The organism is Salinicoccus sp. Marseille-QA3875 (assembly GCF_054950095.1).
Genome location: NZ_CM143103.1, coordinates 2316091 through 2339751, shown reverse-complemented (window position 1 = coordinate 2339751; position 23661 = coordinate 2316091). Strand labels below are relative to the sequence as shown.

Genomic DNA, 23661 nt, shown 5'->3' with positions numbered 1-23661 from the left:
GCCAAAATGGCAGTCTCACTATAGTTTATATTTCAGATATTATTGGTATGATCATCGGGCGGCGTTTCGTACTGTCATATAAGTACTTGCCTAAGTCATCCCGGATGCTCTGTTTGATTGTACTCCAGTCCAATTTTTTTTCCATGAGTGCGTCATTGACAATGTCAGTGACTCTGCTCTCTGCTTCATTCAGCAGATCTTCGCTCTTTTTGACATAGACGAAACCGCGTGACTGAAGTTCCGGCCCTGCCACGATTGTACGGGCGACAGGATCAATTGTGATGACTGCAATGAAAATTCCGTCTTCACTTAAAAGTCTTCTGTCTCTGAGCACAATGTTACCAACATCGCCGACGCCGCTGCCGTCTATCAGAGTATTTCCTGCTGTCACTTTTTCAGCACTGATCATTGTGCTGCCGTCATATGATGCAACATCACCCTTTTCCAATAAAAAGATGTTCTCAGGCGCCACACCTGTCTCTGCTGCAAGTTTTGCGTGCGCAATCTGCATTTTAAACTCGCCCTGCACAGGTATGAAGTACTTGGGCTTCATAACATTCAGCATCATTTTCAATTCTTCGCTCAGACCGTGTCCTGAAGCATGAGTGTTTTGGGAAGGCGTCACTACGTTCGCCCCTGCTTTCACCAAATCGTTCAACGTACTGTATAAAATGACTTCCATATTTGAAGACGGTGTCGTCAAAATAAAGACCGTATCGCCTTCTTTAATATTCGTCACATCATGGCTGCCCCGCGACATCTGTCCGAGCGCTTCGATCGGTTCACCCTGTGAACCTGAGGCAATGATGACCGTCTCATTTTTAGGATAGTCTTTAATCTCATGTATCGGTACAAGCAATCCTTCAGGAATATCGAAATATCCCAGATTTCTCGCTGTTTTGAATGAACTTTCCAAAGTTCGCCCTAAAAATGATACTTTACGCTTTGTCTTAACAGCATTGTTTAAAACTTGCTGTATCCTTACAAAGTTGGAAGCGTAACACGACACGATGATGCGTCCATTCGCTTTATAGAAACCGTCCAATATCTGGTCTTCCACCACATTTTCTGCAGTATTGTACCCCGGTTTCTCGGCCTCGGTGGAGTCACTGATCAATGCCAGCACGCCATCTTCACCTGCAATTTCATACATTTTAGCCATATTATAACGGTAGTCTCCCGTCAAACTCTGGTCGAATTTAAATTCTCCGGTATAGACGATTGAGCCGTATTTAGTTTCAAGACTCACACCGTATGCATCCGGAATGCTGTGACTCACTTCAAAGAAGTTCATCGCAACGTTTTTAAATTTCATTTTTGATTTACTGTTAATGGTATAGAATTTGACTTTCTTATTGACACCCTTTTGCTTAAGACGGTCTTTGACAAGTGCCAATGTTAATTTGGAACCATAGATCGGCACATTCAACTCTCCGACAATATAGGGTATCGCACCGATGGCATCTTCATGGCCATGGCTTAGAAAAATTCCTTTTAATTTGTTTTTATTTTCTTTTATATAGGAAATATCAGGGATGACAATATCGACACCTAACATTTCATCTTCCGGAAACATCAGTCCTGCATCTAAGATGAACATCTCATCATCCACTTCGACGACATACATGTTTTTGGCAATCTCACCAACACCGCCGAGTGGAATGATTTTGATATTTCCTCTGTCTGTTTTTGATGAATTCAAAACTTTACCTCCTAGTATCACTTGAACGTGGCATGATAATGCTTGCCATCTATCGTAATGTGAGTGAGCTCCACTCCTTTTGTATCATATCTTGTCTCCTGAATATTGCGGAGTTCCAGATGTTCGATATCCCGGTCATCTGCAGGCAGTTCTTTCAAGTATGTTCCTAAATTCAAATCTTCAAAAATGATTTTCACTTCATTATTTTCTTTGATTCTAAGCTGTCCTTCAACGTCAAATTCTCTGTCATTCAAAATTACAGTATCAAAAATCATTATTTATCCTCCTGTTTCTTATCTTCCATCATCGCTTTCCTGGAAGCATTTACGCGCCCCTGATTATCGATATTGGTTACTTTGACAAGGAACTGGTCACCGATTTTTGCGACATCTTCAACATTTTTGACATGTTTTGTGTCCATGTTGGAAATATGAACGAGAGCATCCTTACCTGGGAATATTTGAACAAAAGCACCAAATTTCTCAATGCGTTTCACTTCTCCCATGTATACTTCTCCAACTTCTGCCACACGCGTCAGATCTTCAATGATCTTTCTCGCTTTGGCAATCATTTCGGGATCGCTGTGGCCGATGTAGACCGTGCCGTCCTGTTCAATGTCCAGTTTAGCACCTGTTTCATCAATGATTTCGTTGATCTTTTTACCGCCCGGACCGATGACATCCCGGATTTTATCCGGCTTGATTTTCATAACTTCCACTTTCGGAGCATATCTGGATAATGTCTCTCTCGGCTCATTGATTGTTGCCACCAGATTGTCCAGTATTGCAAGTCTGCCCAGTCTTGCCTGCTCAAGCGCTTCTTTCAGAATGCTTTCATCAAGACCATCAATCTTGATATCCATCTGGATTGCAGTGATTCCTTTTTCTGATCCTGCAACTTTAAAGTCCATATCTCCAAGCGCGTCTTCCATACCCTGGATATCGGAAAGTATCGTATAATTTTCATCTTTTTTAATCATACCCATCGCAATACCGGCTACTGGCGCTTTAATAGGCACACCTGCATCCATCAATGCCAGTGTAGAAGCACAGATTGATGCCTGTGAAGATGAACCGTTCGATTCAAGCACTTCTGAAACGACACGGATCGTGTACGGGAACTCCTCGGCACTCGGAATCACCTGAAGCAATGCCCTCTCCCCCAATGCGCCATGACCGATTTCACGGCGGCCGGGTCCACGGATAGGACCTGTTTCACCGACGGAGAAATGTGGAAAGTTATACTGGTGCATGAAACGTTTCTGCTCTTCGGCACCAAGACCGTCAATAATCTGGTATTCACCAAGACCGCCCAATGTAGCTACAGTTATCGCCTGTGTCTGGCCGCGTGTAAATAAACCGGAGCCGTGCGCCCTCGGAAGGAGTCCGACCTGTGAGTCAAGCGGTCTGATTTCATCCGGCTTACGTCCGTCGGGACGTATTTTTTCTTCAGTGATCAGACGTCGCACTTCCGCTTTCAACAGTTCATCGATAATTTTATTCGCTTCTTTGATTGTTTCTTCATAGCCTTCACTTTCTTCGTCGAAAGTTTCGAGTATGCTGTCTTTTGCACTTGTAATGCCTTCTTCACGGGTTAATTTGTCGACTTCCTGGATCGCATCGTACAAACCGTGCGTCTTCACTTTTTCTTCGATGTCGCTTCTTAAGCCTTCACTTTCCTCTTCCAAATCTGCCCCATGCTTTTCAGGCTGAATCTCTGCAACGATTTCCTCCTGGAAACTGACAAGTTTCTTGATTTCTTCATGACCGAACAGAATTGCTTCCAGCATGACATCTTCTGTCACTTCTTTTGCACTCGATTCAACCATGTTTACAGCGTCCTTAGTACCTGCAACCTGCAGATCAAGCTCTGAGTTTTCCATTTCATCAGCTGAAGGGTTGATGATGAACTTGCCGTCAACCAGACCTACTGTCACGCCTGCGATCGGACCTTCGAAAGGAATATCACTTACACTGAGCGCCAGGGATGAACCGAGCATTGCTGCCATCTGTGGTGAAGCATCCGGGTCTACGGACATTACCATCGAGATGACCTGGACGTCTCTTCTGTATCCTTCAGGGAACAGCGGACGGATCGGACGGTCGATCAGCCGGCTTGTCAAAGTCGCTTCTTCACTCGGTCTGCCCTCCCGCTTATTGAAACCGCCGGGAATCTTGCCTACAGCATATAATTTCTCTTCGTATGCTACTGTTAACGGAAAAAAGCCGATGTCTTTCGGGCCTTTAGATGCTGTTGCCGTTGACAGTACAACAGTGTCACCGTATCTGACGAGTACCGAACCGCTGGCCTGCTTTGCCATTTCACCGTATTCTATTATTAAATCATGTTTACCCATTGTCGTTTCATATATCTTTTTTTCTGATCCTGTCATGTTCAATATTCTCTCCTTAGTATGCCTACTTATTAATAATCATATCACTTTTACTTTAAAATATATATAAAAAAAGGGCATATCCTTGTAGGATATGCCACATGTGATTAACGGCGCAAGCCAAGCTTTCCGATTAAGTCACGGTATCTATGAACATCTTTTCCACGAAGGTAAGTCAGTAAGTGTTTACGACGACCAACCATCTTCAAAAGACCACGTCTTGAGTGATGATCTTTCTTGTGCATTTTCAAATGCTCGTTCAATGAGTTAATCTCATCTGTAAGTACAGCAATCTGTACTTCCGGAGAACCCGTATCTGTTTCGTGTACACGGAACTCCTGAATCAGTTCATTTTTGCGCTCTTGTGATATAGCCATTAAGAAACGCCTCCTTTATTTTTATTCACCTGTATCCGAGCAGCAGTTGGAGTGTCTGACAGCCAAGATAAGGTACTTAAATCATTATACACATCTCAATCTATATCTTCAAGTAGTTTTATCGCATCTTCCCGGTCAATTTCCATCTGCTCCACAAGTTCATCCACACCGTCGAATTTCACTTCGCCGCGAATATAATGATGGAAGTAGATCGTCACCGACTCACCGTAAATGCTCTCATTGAAATCAAAGAGATGCACTTCAATGATCGGCTTCGTTATGTCATCATGGAATGTCGGTTTCACACCGATGTTGCCGACACCTTTATGAATCTCCTCTGTAGAGTGTACTTTGAGCGTTACAGAATAGACACCATTTTTAGGCAGGAAGTACCTGAAATCCGCTTCAATATTCGCTGTCGGGAAACCGATTGTCCGGCCGCGTTTTTCACCCTGCACCACTACACCCGAAATTGTATACGTACGGCCGAGCGCTTTATTCGCATCTTCAAGCTGTCCGTTTGAGAGACTTGTGCGAATATGTGTCGTCGATACTTTTTCATCCGTGAAGGCATATTTGCCGACAATCGTCGTGTTGAACTCGGTATACCCGGTCAGATTGGTGGTGTTTCCGCGTCCTCTTGCGCCATATGTATAGTCGAATCCTGAAATCAATTCACTCACATTGGCCCCGATGATATATTTTCTGACAAAATCATCCGGCTCGAGTTTAGCAAGCTTACTTGAGAAATTGATGACAAAAACATAGTCTATTCCCATGGATTCAAACATCTCAAGCTTGATTTCCAGCGGTGTCAGATAAGTCGTTCTCTGAAATTTGGGATTCAAAACCACCGATGGGTGCGGATCAAATGTCATAATGCCTTTTTTCAAATTTTTCTCTTCAGCAATTTTAGTCATTCTGTTGATCACTTTTAAATGTCCGCGGTGAAGACCATCAAAAAAACCGATCGCTGTTGCGGTTTTTTCTATCTCTTCGATACCTGCATCATCTGTATAATTCAGTTGAATAATCTCCATTACAATCGCCTCTTAACTATAGTCTATTGAACATCTTATAAGGTTTTAATTCAGATTCTTTTTCTGGATGCTGATGGTACATCCCGATAGGTTTGCCCTCTTTGAGAAATACGATGTACTTATCCTTTTGGCTGACCATTTCCATAATATCAGATTTGATCAGTTTCTGCCCATGCTGAACTTTGAAAAGCAGCTGTTCATCGTCAATTTCCAATAGATTTTCTTCACTGATTATATCTTTTACAGGCTGAAGATATTTCTCTTTCTTATCATCCTCTAGCATTCTGAGTTCGTCCAAAGTGATTGTGTCACTGATATTGAAGCCGCACGAAGCTGTTCTGACAAGATGGGACATGTGTGCAGGCACCCCGAGAGCACGCCCGATATCGACAGCAAGTGTGCGGATATACGTCCCTTTTGAACAGGTCACATTAATATTGAATTTTATTGCTGAACCTGTGAATTCAATTTCTCCTGTCCTTTCAATATCTCTGATATACACCGTTTTGACAGGTCGTTCAACCGGTTCGCCGCTTCTGGCATATTCATACAGTTTTCTTCCATCCACTTTGACAGAAGAATACAGAGGCACCTGCTGATGGTATTCTCCTGTGAAAGACCGGACTGCTTCATCAATCGTATCATCGGGCAGCCGATTCATCTGCATGGTTTCTGTCACTACTCCCTGTGCATCTTCAGTATCTGTAGAAATCCCGAGGGTTACTTCTGCACTGTAGGACTTATCTTTGTTCTGCATGTATTCTGTCAGCTTCGTGGCCTCACCGGCCACAATTGGCAGCACGCCTGTGACATCCGGGTCCAGAGTGCCGGTATGCCCCACTTTTTTCATATGTAATATTTTGCGCATTTTATAGACGACATCATGGCTCGTGAGCCCTTTTTCCTTAAATATTGGAAATACACCATTATACATTTTCATCACCCGTATAAGTTAAAATGGCAAACCATACTGGTTTGCCATTAATTTTATTTATCTTTAATTTCGTTTAGCAGTGACTCGATTTTATTGCCGTATTCTATCGAACTGTCATATTTGAATTCCAGTTCCGGCGCTTTTCTCAATCGTATTTCTTTGGCTACTTCAGAGCGGATCAGCCCTTTTGCCCGGTCCAATCCCTCTGCGACCTGCTCTTTGTTATCGTTCAATGAAGTATAGTAGATCGTTGCAGTTTCGAGTTCTTTGGTCACTTCGACTTCTGTGATTGTCACCATGCCGATATCAGTATCGTCAACTTTCGTTCTCACCGCTTCACTGACTACTTTCTTTACTTCTTCAGCAACTCTTTCATTTCTGTTGGACATCTATATCACCTTTCAATCTCTACCATGATATAAGGTTCGATCTGGTCGCCCTCTTTGATATCATTGAAATTTTTAATGGTGATGCCGCACTCATAGCCTGCAGCCACTTCTTTGGCATCATCCTGATATCTTTTCAGGGTGTCCAGCTCACCTTCATAGATGACTATACCCTCTCTGATGATTCTAACACCTGAATCACGGGTGATTTTACCGTCAGTCACGTAAGAACCTGCAATCGTACCGATTTTGGACACTTTGTAAATTTGTCTCACTTCTACATTACCGATGATCTGCTCTTCATATTCAGGGTCGAGCATCCCTTTCATCGCCTGTTCGATCTCTTCGATCACTTTGTAGATGACCCGGTGTAATCTCATATCGACTTTTTCCTGTTCTGCCGCTTTCTTTGCATTTGTATCCGGACGGACGTTAAAGCCGATGATGATTGCGTTGGAAGCATTTGCCAGAGTCACGTCCGACTCGTTGATTGCGCCCACCCCTGTGTGGATGATACGGACATTGACACTTTCAACATCTATTTTCAAAAGAGAGGCACTCAGTGCTTCGACAGAACCCTGTACATCACCTTTGATGATGATGTTCAGATCTTTCATTTCTCCTTCTTTCATCTGTTCAAACAGATTATCAAGACTGACTTTCTGAGTCTGTTCACGATCGCGGACAATTTGGTCGCTCTGTCTGGATTCTCCGATTGAACGTGCTTTCTTATCATCTGCAAACACTACAAAACGGTCCCCTGCAAGAGGTACTTCGTTCAGCCCTGTAATTTCAACAGGGGTTGACGGTCCAGCACTCTTGATTCTCTGGCCGAGATCGTTGACCATCGCACGCACTTTACCGTAAGTATTGCCGACAACAAGCGAGTCGCCGATATTCAAAGTGCCATGCTGTACAAGGAGTGATGCTGCCGGCCCTCTGGATTTATCCAGTTCAGCTTCAATGACTGTTCCGACTGCCGGACGGTCACTGTGAGTTTTCAACTCCTGCATCTCTCCGACAAGACCGATCATTTCCAATAGATCCTCGATGCCGTCTCCGCTTAAAGCAGAAAGTGGAACGAAGATCGTATCGCCGCCCCAGTCTTCCGGGTAGAGGCCGTGTTCACCAAGCTCAGTCATTACACGATCAGGATTTGCTGTCGGTTTATCAATTTTGTTGACAGCGACAATGATCGGTACTCCAGCTGCTTTAGCATGGTTGAGTGCTTCAATCGTCTGAGGCATTACACCATCGTCCGCCGCAACAACCAATACCGTAATGTCTGTCACCTGCGCACCGCGTGCACGCATTGTTGTAAATGCCGCGTGTCCCGGTGTATCTAAAAACGTGATTTTTTTGCCATTCGATTCAATCTGGTATGCACCGATATGCTGAGTGATGCCGCCCGCTTCGCCGGCCGTCACTTTCGTTTCACGGATTGAGTCGAGCAGTGTGGTCTTACCATGGTCGACGTGCCCCATGATCGTCACGACACTCGGTCTCTCCTCAGTCAGTGATTCTTCATCAAGCTCAAAGTAATTCTCAAGGTCAGCCGCATCATCGTTGACTTCCTGTTCAGCAGTAAATCCGTAATTGTCTGCAATGACTTCAACCGATTCTTTCTCAAGAGACTGGTTGATGTTTGCAACGACGCCAAGCATGAACAGATCTTTGATTACCGTAGATGCATCAGTGCCGATTTTCTCTGCAAGTTCTCCTACTGAAATGCCTTCTTCATACGTGAACACTTTTTTTTCTGATCCAGTATCCTGCTTCTCTTTGACTTCCTGCTTCCTGGAATCTTTTTGCTGATTCTGTTTCTTCTGCTTATTTTTATTATTATGGTTCTTTTTCTGTTTGTTGTTCTGGTTTTTTCTGCCTGACTGGACATTATCCTGCGGCTTACTGCCAGTGCCGGAGTTGTTTTCTTTTGATGATTTTTTAAAGTGCTTATCCAGCATTGGAATTTCGTTGTCTTCCAAAGAGCGCATGTGGCTGTTTACCTCCACACCTTTTTTGCGCAGAAATTCCATCACTTCTTTACTTGTCAAATTATTATTTTTGGCATATTCATGAATTCGGATTTTACTCATTGAATCACTTTCCTTTCTCAAAAAGGTCGATGCACTTATTGGCAAAACCTTTATCTGTGACAGCTAGTACTACACGATTTTCACTTCCTGTAGCTATGCTCAGTTCTCTTTTATTATAATTTTTTATTAAATAAACTTCATAGAATGCAGCTTTGTCGGTAACCTTTTTAAATGTTGAGGTCCCTGCATCTTCAGCTATGAAAACGACTTTAGCTTTTTTATTTCTGATCGCTTCCACTGTGCGCTCTTCACCATTTACGAGTTTGCCGGCCTTGGTGATCAGACCGAGCAGGTTCAAAATCGGGTCTCTCATCGTTTTGGAATGTCCTCCCTGTATATGAGCCTGATGATCTCATCGTATATGGGTGCCATCTCCTCACTCGAATGGTTCAGCTTTCTTTCAAGAACCTTCTCTTCGCGGGCCGTTTCGACTTTCTTCAAATCTTTGACGACATAACTGCCGCGTCCGTTTTTCTTGCCTGTCGGGTCGACGAAAATTTCATTTTCCTTATTTACTACAATACGGAGCAGTTCTTTCTTTGGATACATTTCATTGGTCAATATACATTTCCTAAGTGGAACTTTTCTTGCCATGTTATCACCCATTAAAATTAATGTTTTTATTCTTCTTCAATGATGCCTTCTTCTTTTGCGTCCGATTCACTTTTTATATCGATTTTCCAACCGGTCAATTTTGCTGCAAGTCTTGCATTCTGTCCCTTTTTACCAATTGCCAGTGACAATTGATTATCCGGAACAATGACTACAGTAGCCTGGTTTTCTTCATCAACCTGGACCTCGACGACTTGTGACGGGCTCAGTGCATTTTTCACGAATACTTTCGGATCATTATCCCATAGGACGATATCGATTTTCTCACCGGAAAGCTCATTCACAACGGCTTCAACCCTTGCACCTTTGGCCCCGACACATGAACCGACAGCATCAACATCTGTATTTTCAGCGTGGACACTGATTTTGGAACGTTCGCCCGCTTCGCGCGCCACACTCATGATTTCAACTGTACCGTCATAAATTTCAGGCACTTCTTTTTCAAAAAGACGTTTGAGCAGATTCGGATGTGTACGTGAAACAAATATCTGAGGGCCTTTCGTCGTCTGTTCGACTTTATTCACATAGACTTTCAGACGTTCGTTAGGACGGTATACCTCATTCGGAATTCTTTCCGATTCACTCAGTACGGCATCTGTACGGCCAAGCTGGATGTATACGAAGCGGTGGTCGACCCTGTCGATCAGACCTGTCATGACTTCATCTTCCTTGTCGACGAACTCTTCATAAAGAATGCCGCGTTCAGCATCTCTCAGTCTCTGCATCACTGCCTGCTTCGCAGCCTGGGCACCTACACGGTTGAAATCTTTCGGTGTCACATCTTCATCGTACGGGTCGCCGATTTCATATGCAGGATTCACTGTGCGTGCTGTTTCCAGGTCGACTTCCGCCGTATCATCCTCAACTTCTTCCACCACATCTTTTCTTGAAATGACGCGGTAGCTGCCGTTCGTCAAATTCAAATCCACTTTGACATTTTTATGCTGGGTATAATTCTTTTTGTAAGCAGTGAGCAGTGCTGCCTCAATTGTTTCTATCAGTATTTCTCTGGGAATGCTCTTTTCTTTTTCAAGATAGTCCATAGCATTCAATAATTCTTGATTCACAACCTATCTCCTCCAATCAGATTAATACTGCTTTTCTTAAAGTAGCGATTTTTTTCCGTTCAATAGAGATCGTCTTCTTTTTGGCTTTATCTTTATATTCGACCGTGACAGTTTCATCGTCGTATGATTTCAATACGCCTGTCCATTCTTTTTCGCCACCGATATGCTGGTATGTCTTCACATAGATGCCATTATCCAGAGTCAGCTCCAGATCATCATCATTTTTTATGGGACGTTCGGCGCCCGGTGAGGAAACGTCTAGAAAGTATGCGCCTTTAATAATCTCCAGTTCATCCAGTTTTTCACTGACCACTTCACTTGCAGCAGCACAGTCCTCTAAAGTGATGCCACCTTTTTTATCCAGATATAATCTTAAAAAGTGATCTTTACCTTCTTTGACGAACTCAACTTCAATCAATTTAAAATTCAGTTTCTCCACTAATGGAGCTGCATTGTCAAAAACCTTTCTTTCAGTATGATTCATGTTCAAATCGCCTCCTTTAAACGTAAGAAAAGAACGGGCGGACCCGTTCTTCTCCATGTGCAGTGAGTATTAATATCATTAATATGATACCATAATTGAAATTGTTATGCAAATTCATCAGATGTCGAATATCGACAGCTGCGCTTTATCCGGCAGGTGTCCAAGCGTGCCGAGCTCTGTCAGATATTCAACGACTTTCTGGGCGACCCCGCCGCGTTTATTCAGATCCTCTTTTGAAATGAAAGGTTCCTCTTCACGAGTGGCAACAATGCGTCTGGCAACGTTCGCGCCGAGGCCGGGCACCGCGATGAACGGCGGTATGAGCCCGTCTTCAGTAATCTTGAATTCAAACGCCTCAGACTTCTCAATGTCCACCGGATGCATTTTAAATCCTCTGTGGGCCATCTCATTCGCGATTTCCAGAACAACCAGTGTATCCTTTTCTTTCTTGGACAGTTCATGGAAATTGCTGTTCATCTCTTTGATTCTGTGACGGATCGTCGATTTATCCTTGACCATCGTCAGAAGGTCGAAATCGGATGCACGGACTGTAAAGTAGCTCGCATAGTAATAAAGCGGGTAGTGTACTTTGAAGTATGCGATACGGACAGCCATCAATACGTAGGCTGCAGCGTGCGCTTTCGGGAACATGTATTTTATCTTCTTACATGACTCGATATACCAGTTTTCAACGCCGTTGTCCCTCATCGCCGCTTCATGTTCTTCAGTCAGCCCTTTGCCCTTTCTCACTTTCTCCATGATGTTGAAGGCAAGTGATGGCTCAAGGCCTTTGTACATCAATGTGACCATGATATCGTCACGGCATCCGATAACGTTCGACAGGTCGCAGGTGCCGCTCCGGATCAGTTCCTGTGCGTTGCCGAGCCATACATCCGTTCCGTGTGACAGTCCCGAAATCTGAACCAGTTCACTGAACGTAGTCGGTTTCGTGTCTTCCAGCATCTGGCGGACGAAACCTGTACCGAACTCCGGTACACCGAGCGTGCCTGTCTTACAGACGATTTCATCTTCTGTGACACCGAGTGTTTCAGGGGAACTGAACAGCCCCATCGTCTCTTCATCGTCCGTCGGCAGTGTTTTCGGGTCGATGCCTGACAAGTCCTGAAGCATGCGGATCATTGTCGGGTCATCGTGACCGAGTATGTCCAGCTTCAACAGGTTGTTATCAATCGAATGGAAATCGAAATGTGTCGTTTTCCATTCTGCTTCGATATCATCTGCCGGAAACTGTATCGGTGTAAAGTCGAATATCTCCATATCATCCGGGACTACTATGATCCCCCCTGGGTGCTGCCCGGTCGTCCTCTTGACGCCTGAGCAACCTTTGACCAGACGGTCGACTTCAGCGCCGCGTTTTGTGATGCCATGGTCATTCATATAACCTTTGACATAGCCGTAAGCCGTCTTTTCAGCCACGGTACCGATTGTACCTGCCCTGAACACATAATCTTCACCAAACAGTTCTTTTGTGTAGTTATGTGCTTTCGGCTGATAATCTCCGCTGAAGTTCAAGTCGATATCCGGTACTTTGTCACCTTTGAACCCAAGGAAAGTTTCGAACGGAATGTCCTGGCCTTCCTTAATGAGTTCGGCACCGCAGTGGTCACATGATTTGTCAGGCAGGTCATATCCCGAAGATACGCTGCCGTCCGTAAAGAACGTCGTGTCTTTACAGCCTGGACAGATGTAGTGCGGCGGCAACGGGTTCACTTCCGTAATTTCCGTCATGGTTGCGACAAAACTTGAACCGACTGAACCGCGGGACCCTACAAGATAGCCGTCATCCAGAGACTGTTTTACGAGCTTCTGACTGATCAGGTAAATGACACTGAAGCCGTTGCCGATGATGCTGTCCAGTTCTTTCTCTATTCTTTCCACTACAATTTCAGGCAGGTCTTCGCCATACAGTGCTTTGGCATTGCTGTAGCTCATATCCCTGATTTCATCATTCGCACCCTCGATGTTCGGGGTGAACAGGTCATCTTTGATCGGTTTGACGACATCGATGCTGTCAGCAATTTCATTCGGTGTGTCAATGACGATTTTTTTCCGTGTTTCTTCATCAAGGAAAGCGAAGTCTTCATACATTTCAGCAGTCGAACGGAAATGTGCTTCAGGCAGGTTGCCGCGGCTGAGTGGATTCCCCGGGTTACTTTTCACAAGGATTTCACGGCACAGTTTATCCCATTCATCCAGATAGTGGACGTTCCCTGTCGCAACTACCGGCTTATCCAGCTCTTTACCGACTTTGATGATATTGGAGATGATTTCTTCCAGCGTCTCTTCGCTTCTTATGATCTCACGGTCAAGAAGCCTTCTGTACAGGGCTTTTGGAAATACTTCCAGATAATCATAAAACTCAGCAATTTCTTTGGCATCTTCATAGGGCTTCTGCATCATCGCAGTGAATACTTCACCCTGGTCACATGCACTGCCGACCAGAATGCCGCCCCTGTATTCCTCAAGAACATCTTTACGGATCCTCGGCATTTTATAGAAGTTGTCCGTCAGTGAATAGGACACTATTTTAAACAGGTTTTTAAGCCCTTCCTGCGTTTTCACAAGCAGGGTCACATGGCTCGGCATCGTACGCTTGTATGCATCCCGGGTCATGAGCTTTTCATTGATATCTTTATGGTTCGTGACATTCAGCTGCTTCAGCTGGTACAGCATCTTGATGAAAATGTATGCCGTCGCCTCCGCATCATAGATTGCCCGGTGATGCTGCGTAAGCTCGACATTATATTTTTTGGCAAGTATGTTCAGGCCGTGCTTTTTAAAATCCGTATTGACTGTTCTCGACAGTTCGAGTGTATCGATGACGCCGTTCTCATAACTTCCAAGGTTCTCTTTCTGATAGGCGGCTTCTATGAAGCCCATATCAAAACTTGCGTTATGGGCAACAAAGATTGCATCGCCGACCCATTCTTTGAATTCTGTAATCACTTCACTGATCGGCGGTGCATCGACCAGCATATCATCTGTGATGCCGGTGATTTCCTTGATCGTCTCAGTCAGCGGCTCATCAGGGTTGCTGAACGCTTCATAGCGGTCGATGATTTCGCCGCCTTTGACTTTGACGCCTGCAAGCTCGATGATTTTATCGTATTTGGAGGAAAGCCCGGTGGTCTCCACGTCAAAGACGACAAATTCATGTGATTCAAGGTCGATGTCCTGCGGCTTGTACGCTATTTTAGCACCGTCATCGACAAGCAGACCTTCCATGCCGTAAATCACTTTCACACCGGTATCCTGGGATGCGTAGTATGCATCCGGGAATGCCTGCACGTTGTTGTGATCCGTAACGGCGATAGCCTTATGTCCGTAATCACCCGCCCGTCTGACAAACTCGCCGATGTTATTCAGACCGTCCATCTGGCTCATGGCAGAATGGAGATGGAGTTCAACACGTTTTTCCTCCATATCATCCCGTTTAGGCGGCTTTTTTACTGCTGTTAAGTTTTTGATGTTCAGCACAAGGTCTTTGACGAAATCATCATATTCCACATGACCTTCTATGACGACCCAGTCATTTTCACTGAGTGCCTCAAATACCGCTTCATCATTCTTATTGTTCCTGGAAAACATTTTCGCACTGATCGAATCACCGTAGTCGGTAATTTTAATGTTCAGGATCTGTCTGCCCGTCCGCAGCACTTTGACATCCTTATTGAAAATGACACCTTCAACTTTTACATTGTACTCTTCATCAAAGATATTGCTGAGCGGTCTCGCACCGTCGAATGTCACATATTTTCCGATCTGTTTCTCAACATGTTCTTCGCCGTTCTTCTGCTGTTCTTTCATCTCTTCCTGATGGGTGATGAAGTTCTGTACCAATTCTGTCCTTTCTTCCTGCAGACGTGTTTCCAGACTGTTTCTCTTTTCTGCATCAAGATCCGCATCCACAGTAAATTCGATATCCCCGATCGGCATGCCGAAATCATGATACGCGGCTTTCAGGTTACCGTTGACGTGTTTATTGAAATGCGCTCTTGTAATTTCATTTTGGACATTAAATATCAATTTGCCGTCACTGTACTCTTTTTTACAGTTCAGCAGCTGGAATCTGACGTTGTCGTTAATGTTCAGATAAACTAAAATATCTTCCAGATAGTCGATCACATTGTCATCTGAAAAATTATCGCTGTAAAGTTTCACTTCAATATCCGCGATTTCAGCAAAAGCACTTTTGATGCTGTTGATCAGCAGCTGTCTCAAAGATGCGGGTATTACATTATCAAAGTGTATGTGGAACTGGAAAAGGCGTTCTTCATCATCCACAATAACTTTTTTAAGCACCCCGCTCGCGAGGTGCTCATTCATTTCTATTTTTGCTTGTGATAATAATACTTTAAATTGCTCATGCCCTTGCATTTACAACACTCCTAGAACTTTAAACACTATCGTTGGGCTAATTTGAATCCTCTGCTATAAAGCTTAAAACATCAGCAATATTTACATCGACAGATGTTTCATCGGTACGTTTCTTAATTTCCACCATGCCGTCTTTGGCGCCGCGGCCGACAACAATTCTGTAAGGCAGTCCGATCAGATCGGAATCTGCGAATTTGACGCCCGCCCGCTCGGCGCGGTCATCATATAGAACTTTATATTCATTCTCCAATGATTCATATAATTGTTCTGCTGTGTTCAGAATCGTTTCATCTTTATTGTTTGCAGTGATGATGTGCACATCAAATGGCGTGACTGATTTTGGCCAGATGATGCCACGGTCATCGTGGTGGCTTTCAACAATCGCAGAAAGCGTCCTTGAAACACCGACACCGTAACAACCCATCATAACAGGCACGCTGCGGCCGTTCTCGTCCAGGACATTGAGTCCCATGGATTCGGAATACTTCGTGCCGAGCTTGAATACCTGCCCCACTTCTATACCTTTCATGAACTTCACTTTGCCGCTGCCGTCGATTGCCATTTCACCTTCGTTGATGAATCTGAAATCCCCGACACCTTTGATATCAAAATCACGGTTGTGGTTCACATTGATGAAGTGGTAATCCGTCTCATTGGCACCTGTCGGATAATTTACCATCGCATCCACCTGATAATCCAGATAGACCGGGATATCCGTACCTACCGGTCCGAGACTTCCCGGTGTCGCATTGAAGTTTTCCATGATTTCTTCTTCAGTCGCAAATTCAATTTCTTCTTCAGCATTGAAGAACCCTTTGACTTTGACATCATTCAGTTCCTGGTCTCCGCGCACAAGAATCATGATGAACCCGCCATTTACCTTGACGACCATCGTCTTCGTTGTTTCTTGTAATGGTATATCCAGGTGATCCGCAAGCGACTGGCATGTTGTGACACCAGGTGTTTCAACTTTCGACATGTCCTTCATATCAGCAGTCGATTTTTCTGCCGGATGACACTCAGCCTTTTCTATGTTCGCTGCATAGTCACTCTCTTCAGTGTAGGCAATGGTGTCCTCGCCGATATCGGCAAGTGCCATGAATTCATGTGTATGGCTGCCGCCGATCGCACCAGAATCCGCTTCAACAGCACGGTAATTCAGACACACACGTTTGAATATTCTTGAATACGCATCATACATATCCCTGTACGTTTCAGTAAGTGACTCATCATTTGTATGGAATGAGTACGCATCTTTCATGATGAATTCCCTGCCGCGGAGCAGTCCGTATCTCGGCCTTAATTCATCTCTGAATTTAGTCTGTATCTGGAATAAAGTAAGCGGCAGCTTTTTATAGCTTTTCAGCTCATCACGGAGCAGTGCGACAATCATTTCCTCATGTGTCGGTCCAAGTGCAAATTCTCTGCCGTGACGGTCATTCATTCTCATGAGTTCACTGCCGTAGGCTTCCCATCTGCCGGACTCTTCCCATAATTCTTTCGGGTGGAGGACAGGCATGTGAATTTCCACGCCGCCGATTTTATTCATTTCTTCACGGACGATCTGTTCAATATTATTGAGTACAAGCTTTGTAATCGGTAAATAAGTATATATACCGCTCGCCATCTGCTTGATCATACCCGCCTTCAGCATCAGACGGTGGCTAAGACTTTCAGCATCCTGCGGTGTTTCTCTTAATGTTGGGATAAACATTTGCGACTGTCTCATTCAACTCACTCCTATAGGAAAAATGTTTTTATGTCATTCCATGTAACCAATACCATTATAATCAGTAAGAACAATACCCCGAGCAGCTGTATATTGATTTCCACTTTCTTGTTCAGCGGCTTTCTGAATATACCTTCGTACAGGACAAAGAGTATGCGTCCGCCGTCCAGCGCCGGAATCGGAAGCAGATTCATGATGCCGAGATTGACACTCAGCACTGCCGTAAAGTTCATCAATACCAAAAGCCCCTGTGCCGCCACTTCTTCAGTGACTTTATAAATGCCGACAGGACCGTTCAGCATATCAAAAGAGAATGTTCCTTCAAATATACTGATGAATAATTGAACTACCAGTTCAAAAATCAGAGTACTCATTTCATAGGTCTGCTGGACCCCCCACCACAGCGGTGCGACAGTCCCTTCTTCTGAAGCTGCGCCGATGCCGATGATCAGACGTTCGACCGTTTCACCGTCCGGCAATTCTGTCACATCTATCACCGGCGTCATTTCGACTTCCCTCACTTCACCGCTGTTCTGATTCTCGACTTCGATATCAAGCGTCGTCTCGCCTTCCTCCTGGATGAGGGCGGACATGTGATCCCAGCTGTCGACCTCAGTATCATTGATGGTCATCAGTCTGTCACCTTCGGTGAGGCCCGCTTCTTCAGCAGGCGTATCTTCTGCAACCATGCCGACAATCGGATCATCAACCGGCTTGCCGTTAATATAAAATAATAATGTAAACAGTACGAATGCAAGGACAAAGTTCATAAGCGGTCCCGCAAATAAAGTCCAGAATCTTGCCATCACCGACTTCGATTCAAAACGTGCCGACGCCGGAGCAATGCGTTCGAGCTCCGAGTCCTGTACATAATAAGCTTCATGCGCTATTTTATAAGAGGTCTCCACATTGTCATATGTACGCATCGCCCTCACAGTCATTGCCTTCTGAATATCCGAGTCGACGATTTCTATCTCTTCAATATCATTAAAGTTGTGTTTGTCATCAAGCAATATATGAGTGATTTCACCGAGGTCATTCAATTTAAGCTGGACACGCATTCCCGGATTGAGGGGATTGATTTCCATATCTGCCGAAGCCATTCTGACATATCCGCCGACCGGGAGCAGGCGTATCGTGTAAACTGTATCATTGAACTTATAAGAAAAAATTTTTGGTCCCATTCCAATAGCAAACTCGGGACACATTATACCTGCTCGTTTTGCAACTATTAAGTGGCCAAGTTCGTGAACAGTGACCAGCACGCCGAATACTACTATAAAAGCTAAAATGCCGGTCAAATCTATCACCTCATATTTGATTTAAAAAGTTTATCATAATAAAGGATGGTTTCCAGGTCCGGCTGACCAATCACTTTATGTTCGTTCATCCGTAATTCTACTATCTTTTCTATATCAAGGAAAGAAATCTCACCTTTTAAAAATCTATCAACGGCATACTCATTCGCAGCATTCATCACTGCCGGCATCGTGCCGCCAATCTTGATTGCCTCATATGCCAGTCCCAGCATTCTGAAACGTTCAAAGTCCATCGGTTTGAAGTTCAGCTGACTCATTGTATCCAAGTCCAGCGGATTATTCATCGGCAGACGCTCAGGATAGCTGAATGCGAACTGGATCGGTAATTTCATGTCTGAATTTCCCAGCTGTGCGATGATGCTGTTGTCCACAAACTCCACCATTGAATGGACGGTACTTTCTTTATGGAGGAGTGTTGAAATCTGATTGATTTCCAAATCAAAAAGCCATTTGGCTTCAATGACTTCAAGTCCTTTATTCATCATGGTCGCAGAATCAATAGTAATCTTCTGTCCCATGGACCAGTTTGGATGGTTCAGCGCATCGGCCAGTGTCACTTCATCAAGCTCTGATCTTGTCAGATCTCTGAAAGAGCCGCCGCTGGCAGTAATGATCAGCTGCTTGATTTCAGAATGTTTTTCTCCGCGCAAACATTGAAAAATCGCCGAATGCTCTGAATCGACGGGGATGATGTTCACATTATTCTTCTTTGCAGCAGCCATCACCAGCCCGCCTGCAGCAACCAGTGTTTCCTTGTTCGCGAGGGCAATGTCCTTGCCGTTCTCAATCGCTTTTAAAGTCGGCGAAAGACCGACACTTCCCATAACGGCTGTAAGCAGAATATCACTGTCGTCGCATGCAATGGCATCCAGTCCGCTTTTGCCGCTGACAAATGTGATGGCCGGGAATTCGGATTCAAGCGCTGTTCTGTCTCCCTCATCCATGACAGAGACGAGTTCCGGATTCACCGACTTTAAAATTTCACGTAATTTATCAATGTTTCTGCCGGCAGATAAACCCACCAGCTTAAACTTTTCCTGATTATTTTTCAGCACTTCGATTGCCTGTGTACCGATGGAGCCTGTCGCTCCTAAAATAGAAATTCTTTTCATGTTTTTCACTCCAAAAATCTAGCTCACCAATGGCAGGATGTTCATCAGTGGCAAGACGAATATAAAGCTGTCGAAACGGTCCAGTACGCCGCCGTGTCCCGGCAGCAGGTTACCCGAATCCTTGACATCGAAATGACGTTTCAAGGCGGATTCCACAAGGTCTCCGAGCTGGCCTGCACCACTTAAGACCATCGTATATATGATCAGCAGATAGATCGGCACGTTGTCGATCAATCCGAATGCGCTGAATATGACTGCGAGCAGCACGCTCGACAAAATTCCGCCGACGAATCCTTCGACCGTTTTGTTTGGGCTGATCTGCGGCCATAATTTCCTTTTGCCGAAAGTTCTGCCGGCAAGATAAGCACCGGTATCGGTCATCCAGACAATCAGTAAAGCATATAGTATGAATATTATACCGGCTTCTCTCGTCTCATAGAAGTACATGAATCCGATGCCGATATAAGCAACAGCAAGTACACAAAATCCCATATCAACGAATGAAAACCTGTTTTTGCTGATGACGGTGAAGCTGAGCATCAACAGCGCCATGACGATGATCATATCCACCTGGGATTCGGTAATGACCGTTATATACGAATAATCCGCCCTGGGCATGATCACAATGGATAATGCAATAAGGGAAAGTATTCCCGGTATTGAAAATATATGTATACGGTTCATTTTGAGTATTTCATACAGTGCGGTAAGAGCGAGAAGGTATACTGCAATGAGCATCGGCAAAGATCCGATGACAACTATCGGTATGAAAATTATTAGTGCAATGATCGCCGTAATAGTTCTTGTTCTCATATTTATACCTCCCTGTCATTTAGTCCGCCGAAACGTCTATCCCTTTTTCTGTATTGTATGATGAGTTCGTCCATTTCATCCGGGCCGAATTCCGGCCATAAAGTGTTTGTGAAAAACAGTTCACTGTATGAGGACTGCCATAATAAAAAGTTGCTCAATCTATATTCACCGCTGGTCCTTATTATCATTTCAGGATCCGGTATGTTGTAAGTCATCAAATAATGCTTAATCATTCCGTCGTCGAGGTCTTCAGCCTGAAGCTTTCCGCCATTGATATCTTCATGCATTTTTTTAAACGCCTGTATCAGCTCGTCCCTGCCGCCGTAATTCAGTGCAAATATCAGATTGAGGCCCGTATTATCTTTTGTGTCATCCACAGCTTTCGAGACTGCCTTTATCGTATGCTTCGGAAGATCATCCATATTGCCTATCGTCGTCACTTTAACATTCTTCTCAATCAGCTCCGGAAGGAAAGACCCTAGAAAGTCTCCCGGCAATTTCATTAAATAACTCACTTCAGCGCTTGGTCTGCTCCAATTTTCTGTCGAAAATGCATACAAAGTTAAATATTTAATCCCGATATCGGAGGCATGTCTCGTGATTCGTTTTACATTTTGCATACCTTCATAATGACCATGCACACGCGGCCGTTTCTTCATCTTTGCGTAACGCCCGTTACCGTCCATGATCATTGCTATATGTAAGGGTAAGTCCTTCGTTTTATCTGCTTCTTTTTTTCTGCCTAACATATGGTCCTCCACAAGAATTATATTTAATAGTATACATCTATAGTTATGTTGACTCAATTAATTTATTGTACCATAAATTCCGGACACAAAAAAAAAGAGCAGGTTCAACCTGCCCTGTTTTGGCTAAACTTCCAAAATATCTTTTTCTTTTTCATCGCAAAGCTGATCAATTTTGGCAATCGAGTCATCAGTGAGCTTTTGCACATCTTCTGTATAAGTGCGCAGTTCATCTTCTGAAATATCTCCGTCTTTTTCCTGTTTCTTCAACTTATCATTGGCTTCACGACGGATGTTTCTTACAGAAACTTTTGCATCTTCGCCTTCTTTTCTTGCATCTTTGACAAATTCTTTACGTCGTTCTTCAGTAAGCTGCGGTATCGTGATACGGATCATCGTCCCGTCACTTGTAGGGTTGATGCCAAGATCAGCCTGTTGTATCGCTTTAAGGACATCATCAACCGAGCCTTTGTCATAAGGAGTAACAGTCAGCATTCTCGCCTCTGGTACAGCGATTGTTGCCAGCTGGTTGACCGGTGTCGGCGCCCCGTAGTAATCAACAGTCACTCTTTCCAAAAGGTTTGCGTTTGCATGACCTGTACGGATGCCTGCAAGTTCTCTCTGCAGACTTTCTGCAGTTTTCTGCATCCTGTTTTTAGCATCTTTTAAAATTGCATCACTCATATGATTCTCTCCTACTGATTTTTTTATTTAGTAATCGTCGTACCAATTGTTTCTCCGGAAACTGCACGTTTAATATTGCCCTGCTCTGTAATTGAAAATACCACAAGCGGGATGTCATTGTCCATACAGAATGAAGATGCTGTCGCATCCATCACCTGCAGATTTTCCTGGAGCATTTCCATATATGTTAAAGTATGATATTTAAATGCTTCGGTGTCCAGTTTAGGATCTGCAGAATAAACACCGTCGACATTATTTTTACCCATCAATATTACATCTGCTTCTATCTCAGCAGCTCTGAGTGCCGCGGTTGTATCAGTAGAAAAGTATGGGTTGCCGATTCCTGCAGCAAAGATGACAATTCGGCCTTTTTCCAGATGCCTGATCGCACGTCTGCGGATATATGGTTCTGCAACCTGCTTCATCTCTATTGAAGTTAGTACTCTCGTTTCGCAGCCAAGCTGTTCAAGACTGTCCTGAAGGGCCAGTGAATTCATCACGGTTGCAAGCATACCCATGTAGTCCGCTGTTCCGCGGTCCATGCCTAAGTCACTGCCCACTTTACCTCTCCATATATTACCGCCGCCGACGATAACTGCAATTTCTACTCCCAGGTCTTTTGCTTCTGAAACTTGGGCAGCAACATTTTTGATGACTTCAGGGTTGATGCCGAAGCCGTCATTGCCTGCCAATGCTTCGCCGCTCAGTTTTAACACGATTCTTTTGTACGTTGAAGATTCAGCCATTATAATTCCCTCACTTATGATATTTGATGAGCTTATTTTTGAAAAAAAGACACCGAAGTGTCTTTTTCATTACTTATTAACCTGACCCATAACTTCATCAGCGAAGTTTTCTTCTCTCTTCTCAAGACCTTCTCCAACTTCAAAACGAACAAAATCAACTAATTTTGAATCGTGCTGCTGCAAATATTTTTCTACAGTGATATCTGAGTCTTTGACAAATGGCTGGTTTACAATGCTGATTTCTTCTAAATACTTACGCATTCTGCCTTCCACCATTTTATCAACAATTTTTTCAGGTTTACCCTCGTTAAGCGCCTGCTGTTTGAGGATTTCTCTTTCATGATTAAGCTCTTCTTCAGGAACCTGGTCTGAAGAAACATATTTAGGGTTGAGTGCTGCCGCGTGCATTGCTACACCTTTGGCAACTTCAGCGTCAGTAGTACCTTCCACTACAGAAAGAACACCGATGCGTCCGCCCATGTGCAGATACTCGCCAAACGCACCATCATCAGTTTTTTCAGCAAGAACGAATCTTCTTAAAGTCAGCTTCTCACCGATTTTCGATACTGCTTCTGTAATCTTATCTTCAACGGTCTGGCCGTCAAGTTCTGATTTATTTAAAGCATCGACATTTTCAGGCTTAACATCAAGAATGTGGTTTGCAATATCTTGAACAAGCTTTTGGAAATCTTCGTTACGCGCAACAAAGTCAGTTTCTGAGTTGATCTCGACAATTACACCGTCGTTACCTTTGGAAGCAACGTGTACAAGACCTTCTGCTGCGATACGATCTGATTTTTTAGCTGCTTTTGAAATGCCTTTTTCACGTAAATGATCAACTGCTGCATCAAGGTCTCCGTCTGTTGCCTGAAGCGCCTTTTTACAGTCCATCATCCCTGCACCTGTTTTTTCACGTAGTTCTTTTACTAATTTTGCTGAAATAGTAGCCATTACTTAATCCTCCTGGATTCATATTTTAAAAAAGGTGATAAGAGAATTTACTTATCACCAATATTAAACATTT

The 23661-nt window shown here is 44.0% G+C and carries 21 protein-coding genes; all 21 read right to left on the bottom strand.

The genetic code is table 11. From position 1 onward, the window contains the following. Positions 1 to 25: 25 nt before the first annotated feature. Positions 26 to 1702 (bottom strand): ribonuclease J, encoded by a 1677-nt coding sequence (locus ACY8DT_RS11875; RefSeq protein ID WP_462420521.1) that lies wholly within the window; start codon positions 1700 to 1702, stop codon positions 26 to 28. A gap of 17 nt (positions 1703 to 1719) precedes the next feature. Beyond that, complete coding sequence (locus ACY8DT_RS11870; protein WP_462420520.1) at positions 1720 to 1977, bottom strand: hypothetical protein; 258 nt, start codon at positions 1975 to 1977, stop codon at positions 1720 to 1722. Next, positions 1977 to 4094 carry a polyribonucleotide nucleotidyltransferase gene (gene pnp / locus ACY8DT_RS11865; protein ID WP_462420519.1) on the bottom strand — a complete coding sequence of 706 codons (2118 nt, stop codon included), beginning with the start codon at positions 4092 to 4094 and terminating at the stop codon, positions 1977 to 1979. Before pnp ends, ACY8DT_RS11870 begins: the two co-directional genes overlap by 1 nt. Before the next feature lie 107 nt (positions 4095 to 4201). After that, positions 4202 to 4471, bottom strand: a complete 270-nt coding sequence (gene rpsO, locus ACY8DT_RS11860; RefSeq protein ID WP_462420518.1) for a 30S ribosomal protein S15 — start codon at positions 4469 to 4471, stop codon at positions 4202 to 4204. Positions 4472 to 4566: 95 nt separating this feature from the next. Then, positions 4567 to 5511, bottom strand: coding sequence for a riboflavin biosynthesis protein RibF (gene ribF / locus ACY8DT_RS11855; RefSeq protein WP_462420517.1), 945 nt, complete (start codon positions 5509 to 5511; stop codon positions 4567 to 4569). A gap of 16 nt (positions 5512 to 5527) precedes the next feature. After that, the gene (gene truB / locus ACY8DT_RS11850) at positions 5528 to 6445 is read right to left on the bottom strand and encodes a tRNA pseudouridine(55) synthase TruB (RefSeq protein ID WP_462420516.1); all 918 of its coding nucleotides are present in this window, start codon (positions 6443 to 6445) and stop codon (positions 5528 to 5530) included. A gap of 53 nt (positions 6446 to 6498) precedes the next feature. After that, positions 6499 to 6834 (bottom strand): 30S ribosome-binding factor RbfA, encoded by a 336-nt coding sequence (gene rbfA / locus ACY8DT_RS11845; protein ID WP_462420515.1) that lies wholly within the window; start codon positions 6832 to 6834, stop codon positions 6499 to 6501. Between the two features lie 5 nt (positions 6835 to 6839). Next, positions 6840 to 8927 carry a translation initiation factor IF-2 gene (infB, locus tag ACY8DT_RS11840; protein ID WP_462420514.1) on the bottom strand — a complete coding sequence of 696 codons (2088 nt, stop codon included), beginning with the start codon at positions 8925 to 8927 and terminating at the stop codon, positions 6840 to 6842. Between the two features lie 4 nt (positions 8928 to 8931). Then, positions 8932 to 9240: a L7Ae/L30e/S12e/Gadd45 family ribosomal protein gene (locus tag ACY8DT_RS11835; RefSeq protein WP_462420513.1), complete on the bottom strand. Its 309-nt coding sequence runs from the start codon at positions 9238 to 9240 to the stop codon at positions 8932 to 8934. Next, positions 9237 to 9521, bottom strand: coding sequence for an RNase P modulator RnpM (gene rnpM / locus ACY8DT_RS11830; protein ID WP_462420512.1), 285 nt, complete (start codon positions 9519 to 9521; stop codon positions 9237 to 9239). The genes ACY8DT_RS11835 and rnpM overlap by 4 nt, the downstream gene beginning before the upstream one ends. A 26-nt stretch (positions 9522 to 9547) precedes the next feature. After that, on the bottom strand, positions 9548 to 10582 hold the full coding sequence (gene nusA, locus ACY8DT_RS11825; RefSeq protein ID WP_462422269.1) for a transcription termination factor NusA: 1035 nt from the start codon (positions 10580 to 10582) through the stop codon (positions 9548 to 9550). Between the two features lie 40 nt (positions 10583 to 10622). Then, positions 10623 to 11090 carry a ribosome maturation factor RimP gene (gene rimP, locus ACY8DT_RS11820; protein ID WP_462420511.1) on the bottom strand — a complete coding sequence of 156 codons (468 nt, stop codon included), beginning with the start codon at positions 11088 to 11090 and terminating at the stop codon, positions 10623 to 10625. Between the two features lie 117 nt (positions 11091 to 11207). After that, the gene (locus ACY8DT_RS11815) at positions 11208 to 15488 is read right to left on the bottom strand and encodes a PolC-type DNA polymerase III (RefSeq protein WP_462420510.1); all 4281 of its coding nucleotides are present in this window, start codon (positions 15486 to 15488) and stop codon (positions 11208 to 11210) included. A gap of 37 nt (positions 15489 to 15525) precedes the next feature. Next, positions 15526 to 17217 carry a proline--tRNA ligase gene (locus ACY8DT_RS11810; RefSeq protein ID WP_462420509.1) on the bottom strand — a complete coding sequence of 564 codons (1692 nt, stop codon included), beginning with the start codon at positions 17215 to 17217 and terminating at the stop codon, positions 15526 to 15528. Between the two features lie 11 nt (positions 17218 to 17228). Next, the gene (gene rseP / locus ACY8DT_RS11805) at positions 17229 to 18518 is read right to left on the bottom strand and encodes an RIP metalloprotease RseP (protein WP_462420508.1); all 1290 of its coding nucleotides are present in this window, start codon (positions 18516 to 18518) and stop codon (positions 17229 to 17231) included. Between the two features lie 5 nt (positions 18519 to 18523). Further along, entirely contained in the window at positions 18524 to 19648 is a 1125-nt protein-coding gene (locus ACY8DT_RS11800) for a 1-deoxy-D-xylulose-5-phosphate reductoisomerase (protein WP_462420507.1), read from the bottom strand. An 18-nt stretch (positions 19649 to 19666) separates the two neighbouring features. Continuing rightward, entirely contained in the window at positions 19667 to 20461 is a 795-nt protein-coding gene (locus tag ACY8DT_RS11795; protein ID WP_462420506.1) for a phosphatidate cytidylyltransferase, read from the bottom strand. Between the two features lie 2 nt (positions 20462 to 20463). Further along, positions 20464 to 21210: an undecaprenyl pyrophosphate synthase gene (gene uppS / locus ACY8DT_RS11790; RefSeq protein ID WP_462420505.1), complete on the bottom strand. Its 747-nt coding sequence runs from the start codon at positions 21208 to 21210 to the stop codon at positions 20464 to 20466. 123 nt (positions 21211 to 21333) lie between these two features. Further along, entirely contained in the window at positions 21334 to 21891 is a 558-nt protein-coding gene (gene frr, locus ACY8DT_RS11785; RefSeq protein ID WP_462420504.1) for a ribosome recycling factor, read from the bottom strand. Positions 21892 to 21914: 23 nt separating this feature from the next. Further along, a complete protein-coding gene (gene pyrH, locus ACY8DT_RS11780) occupies positions 21915 to 22637 on the bottom strand; it encodes a UMP kinase (protein WP_462420503.1) in 723 nt (240 codons plus the stop codon). Between the two features lie 69 nt (positions 22638 to 22706). Next, entirely contained in the window at positions 22707 to 23588 is an 882-nt protein-coding gene (tsf, locus tag ACY8DT_RS11775) for a translation elongation factor Ts (protein WP_462420502.1), read from the bottom strand. Positions 23589 to 23661 lie beyond the last annotated feature (73 nt).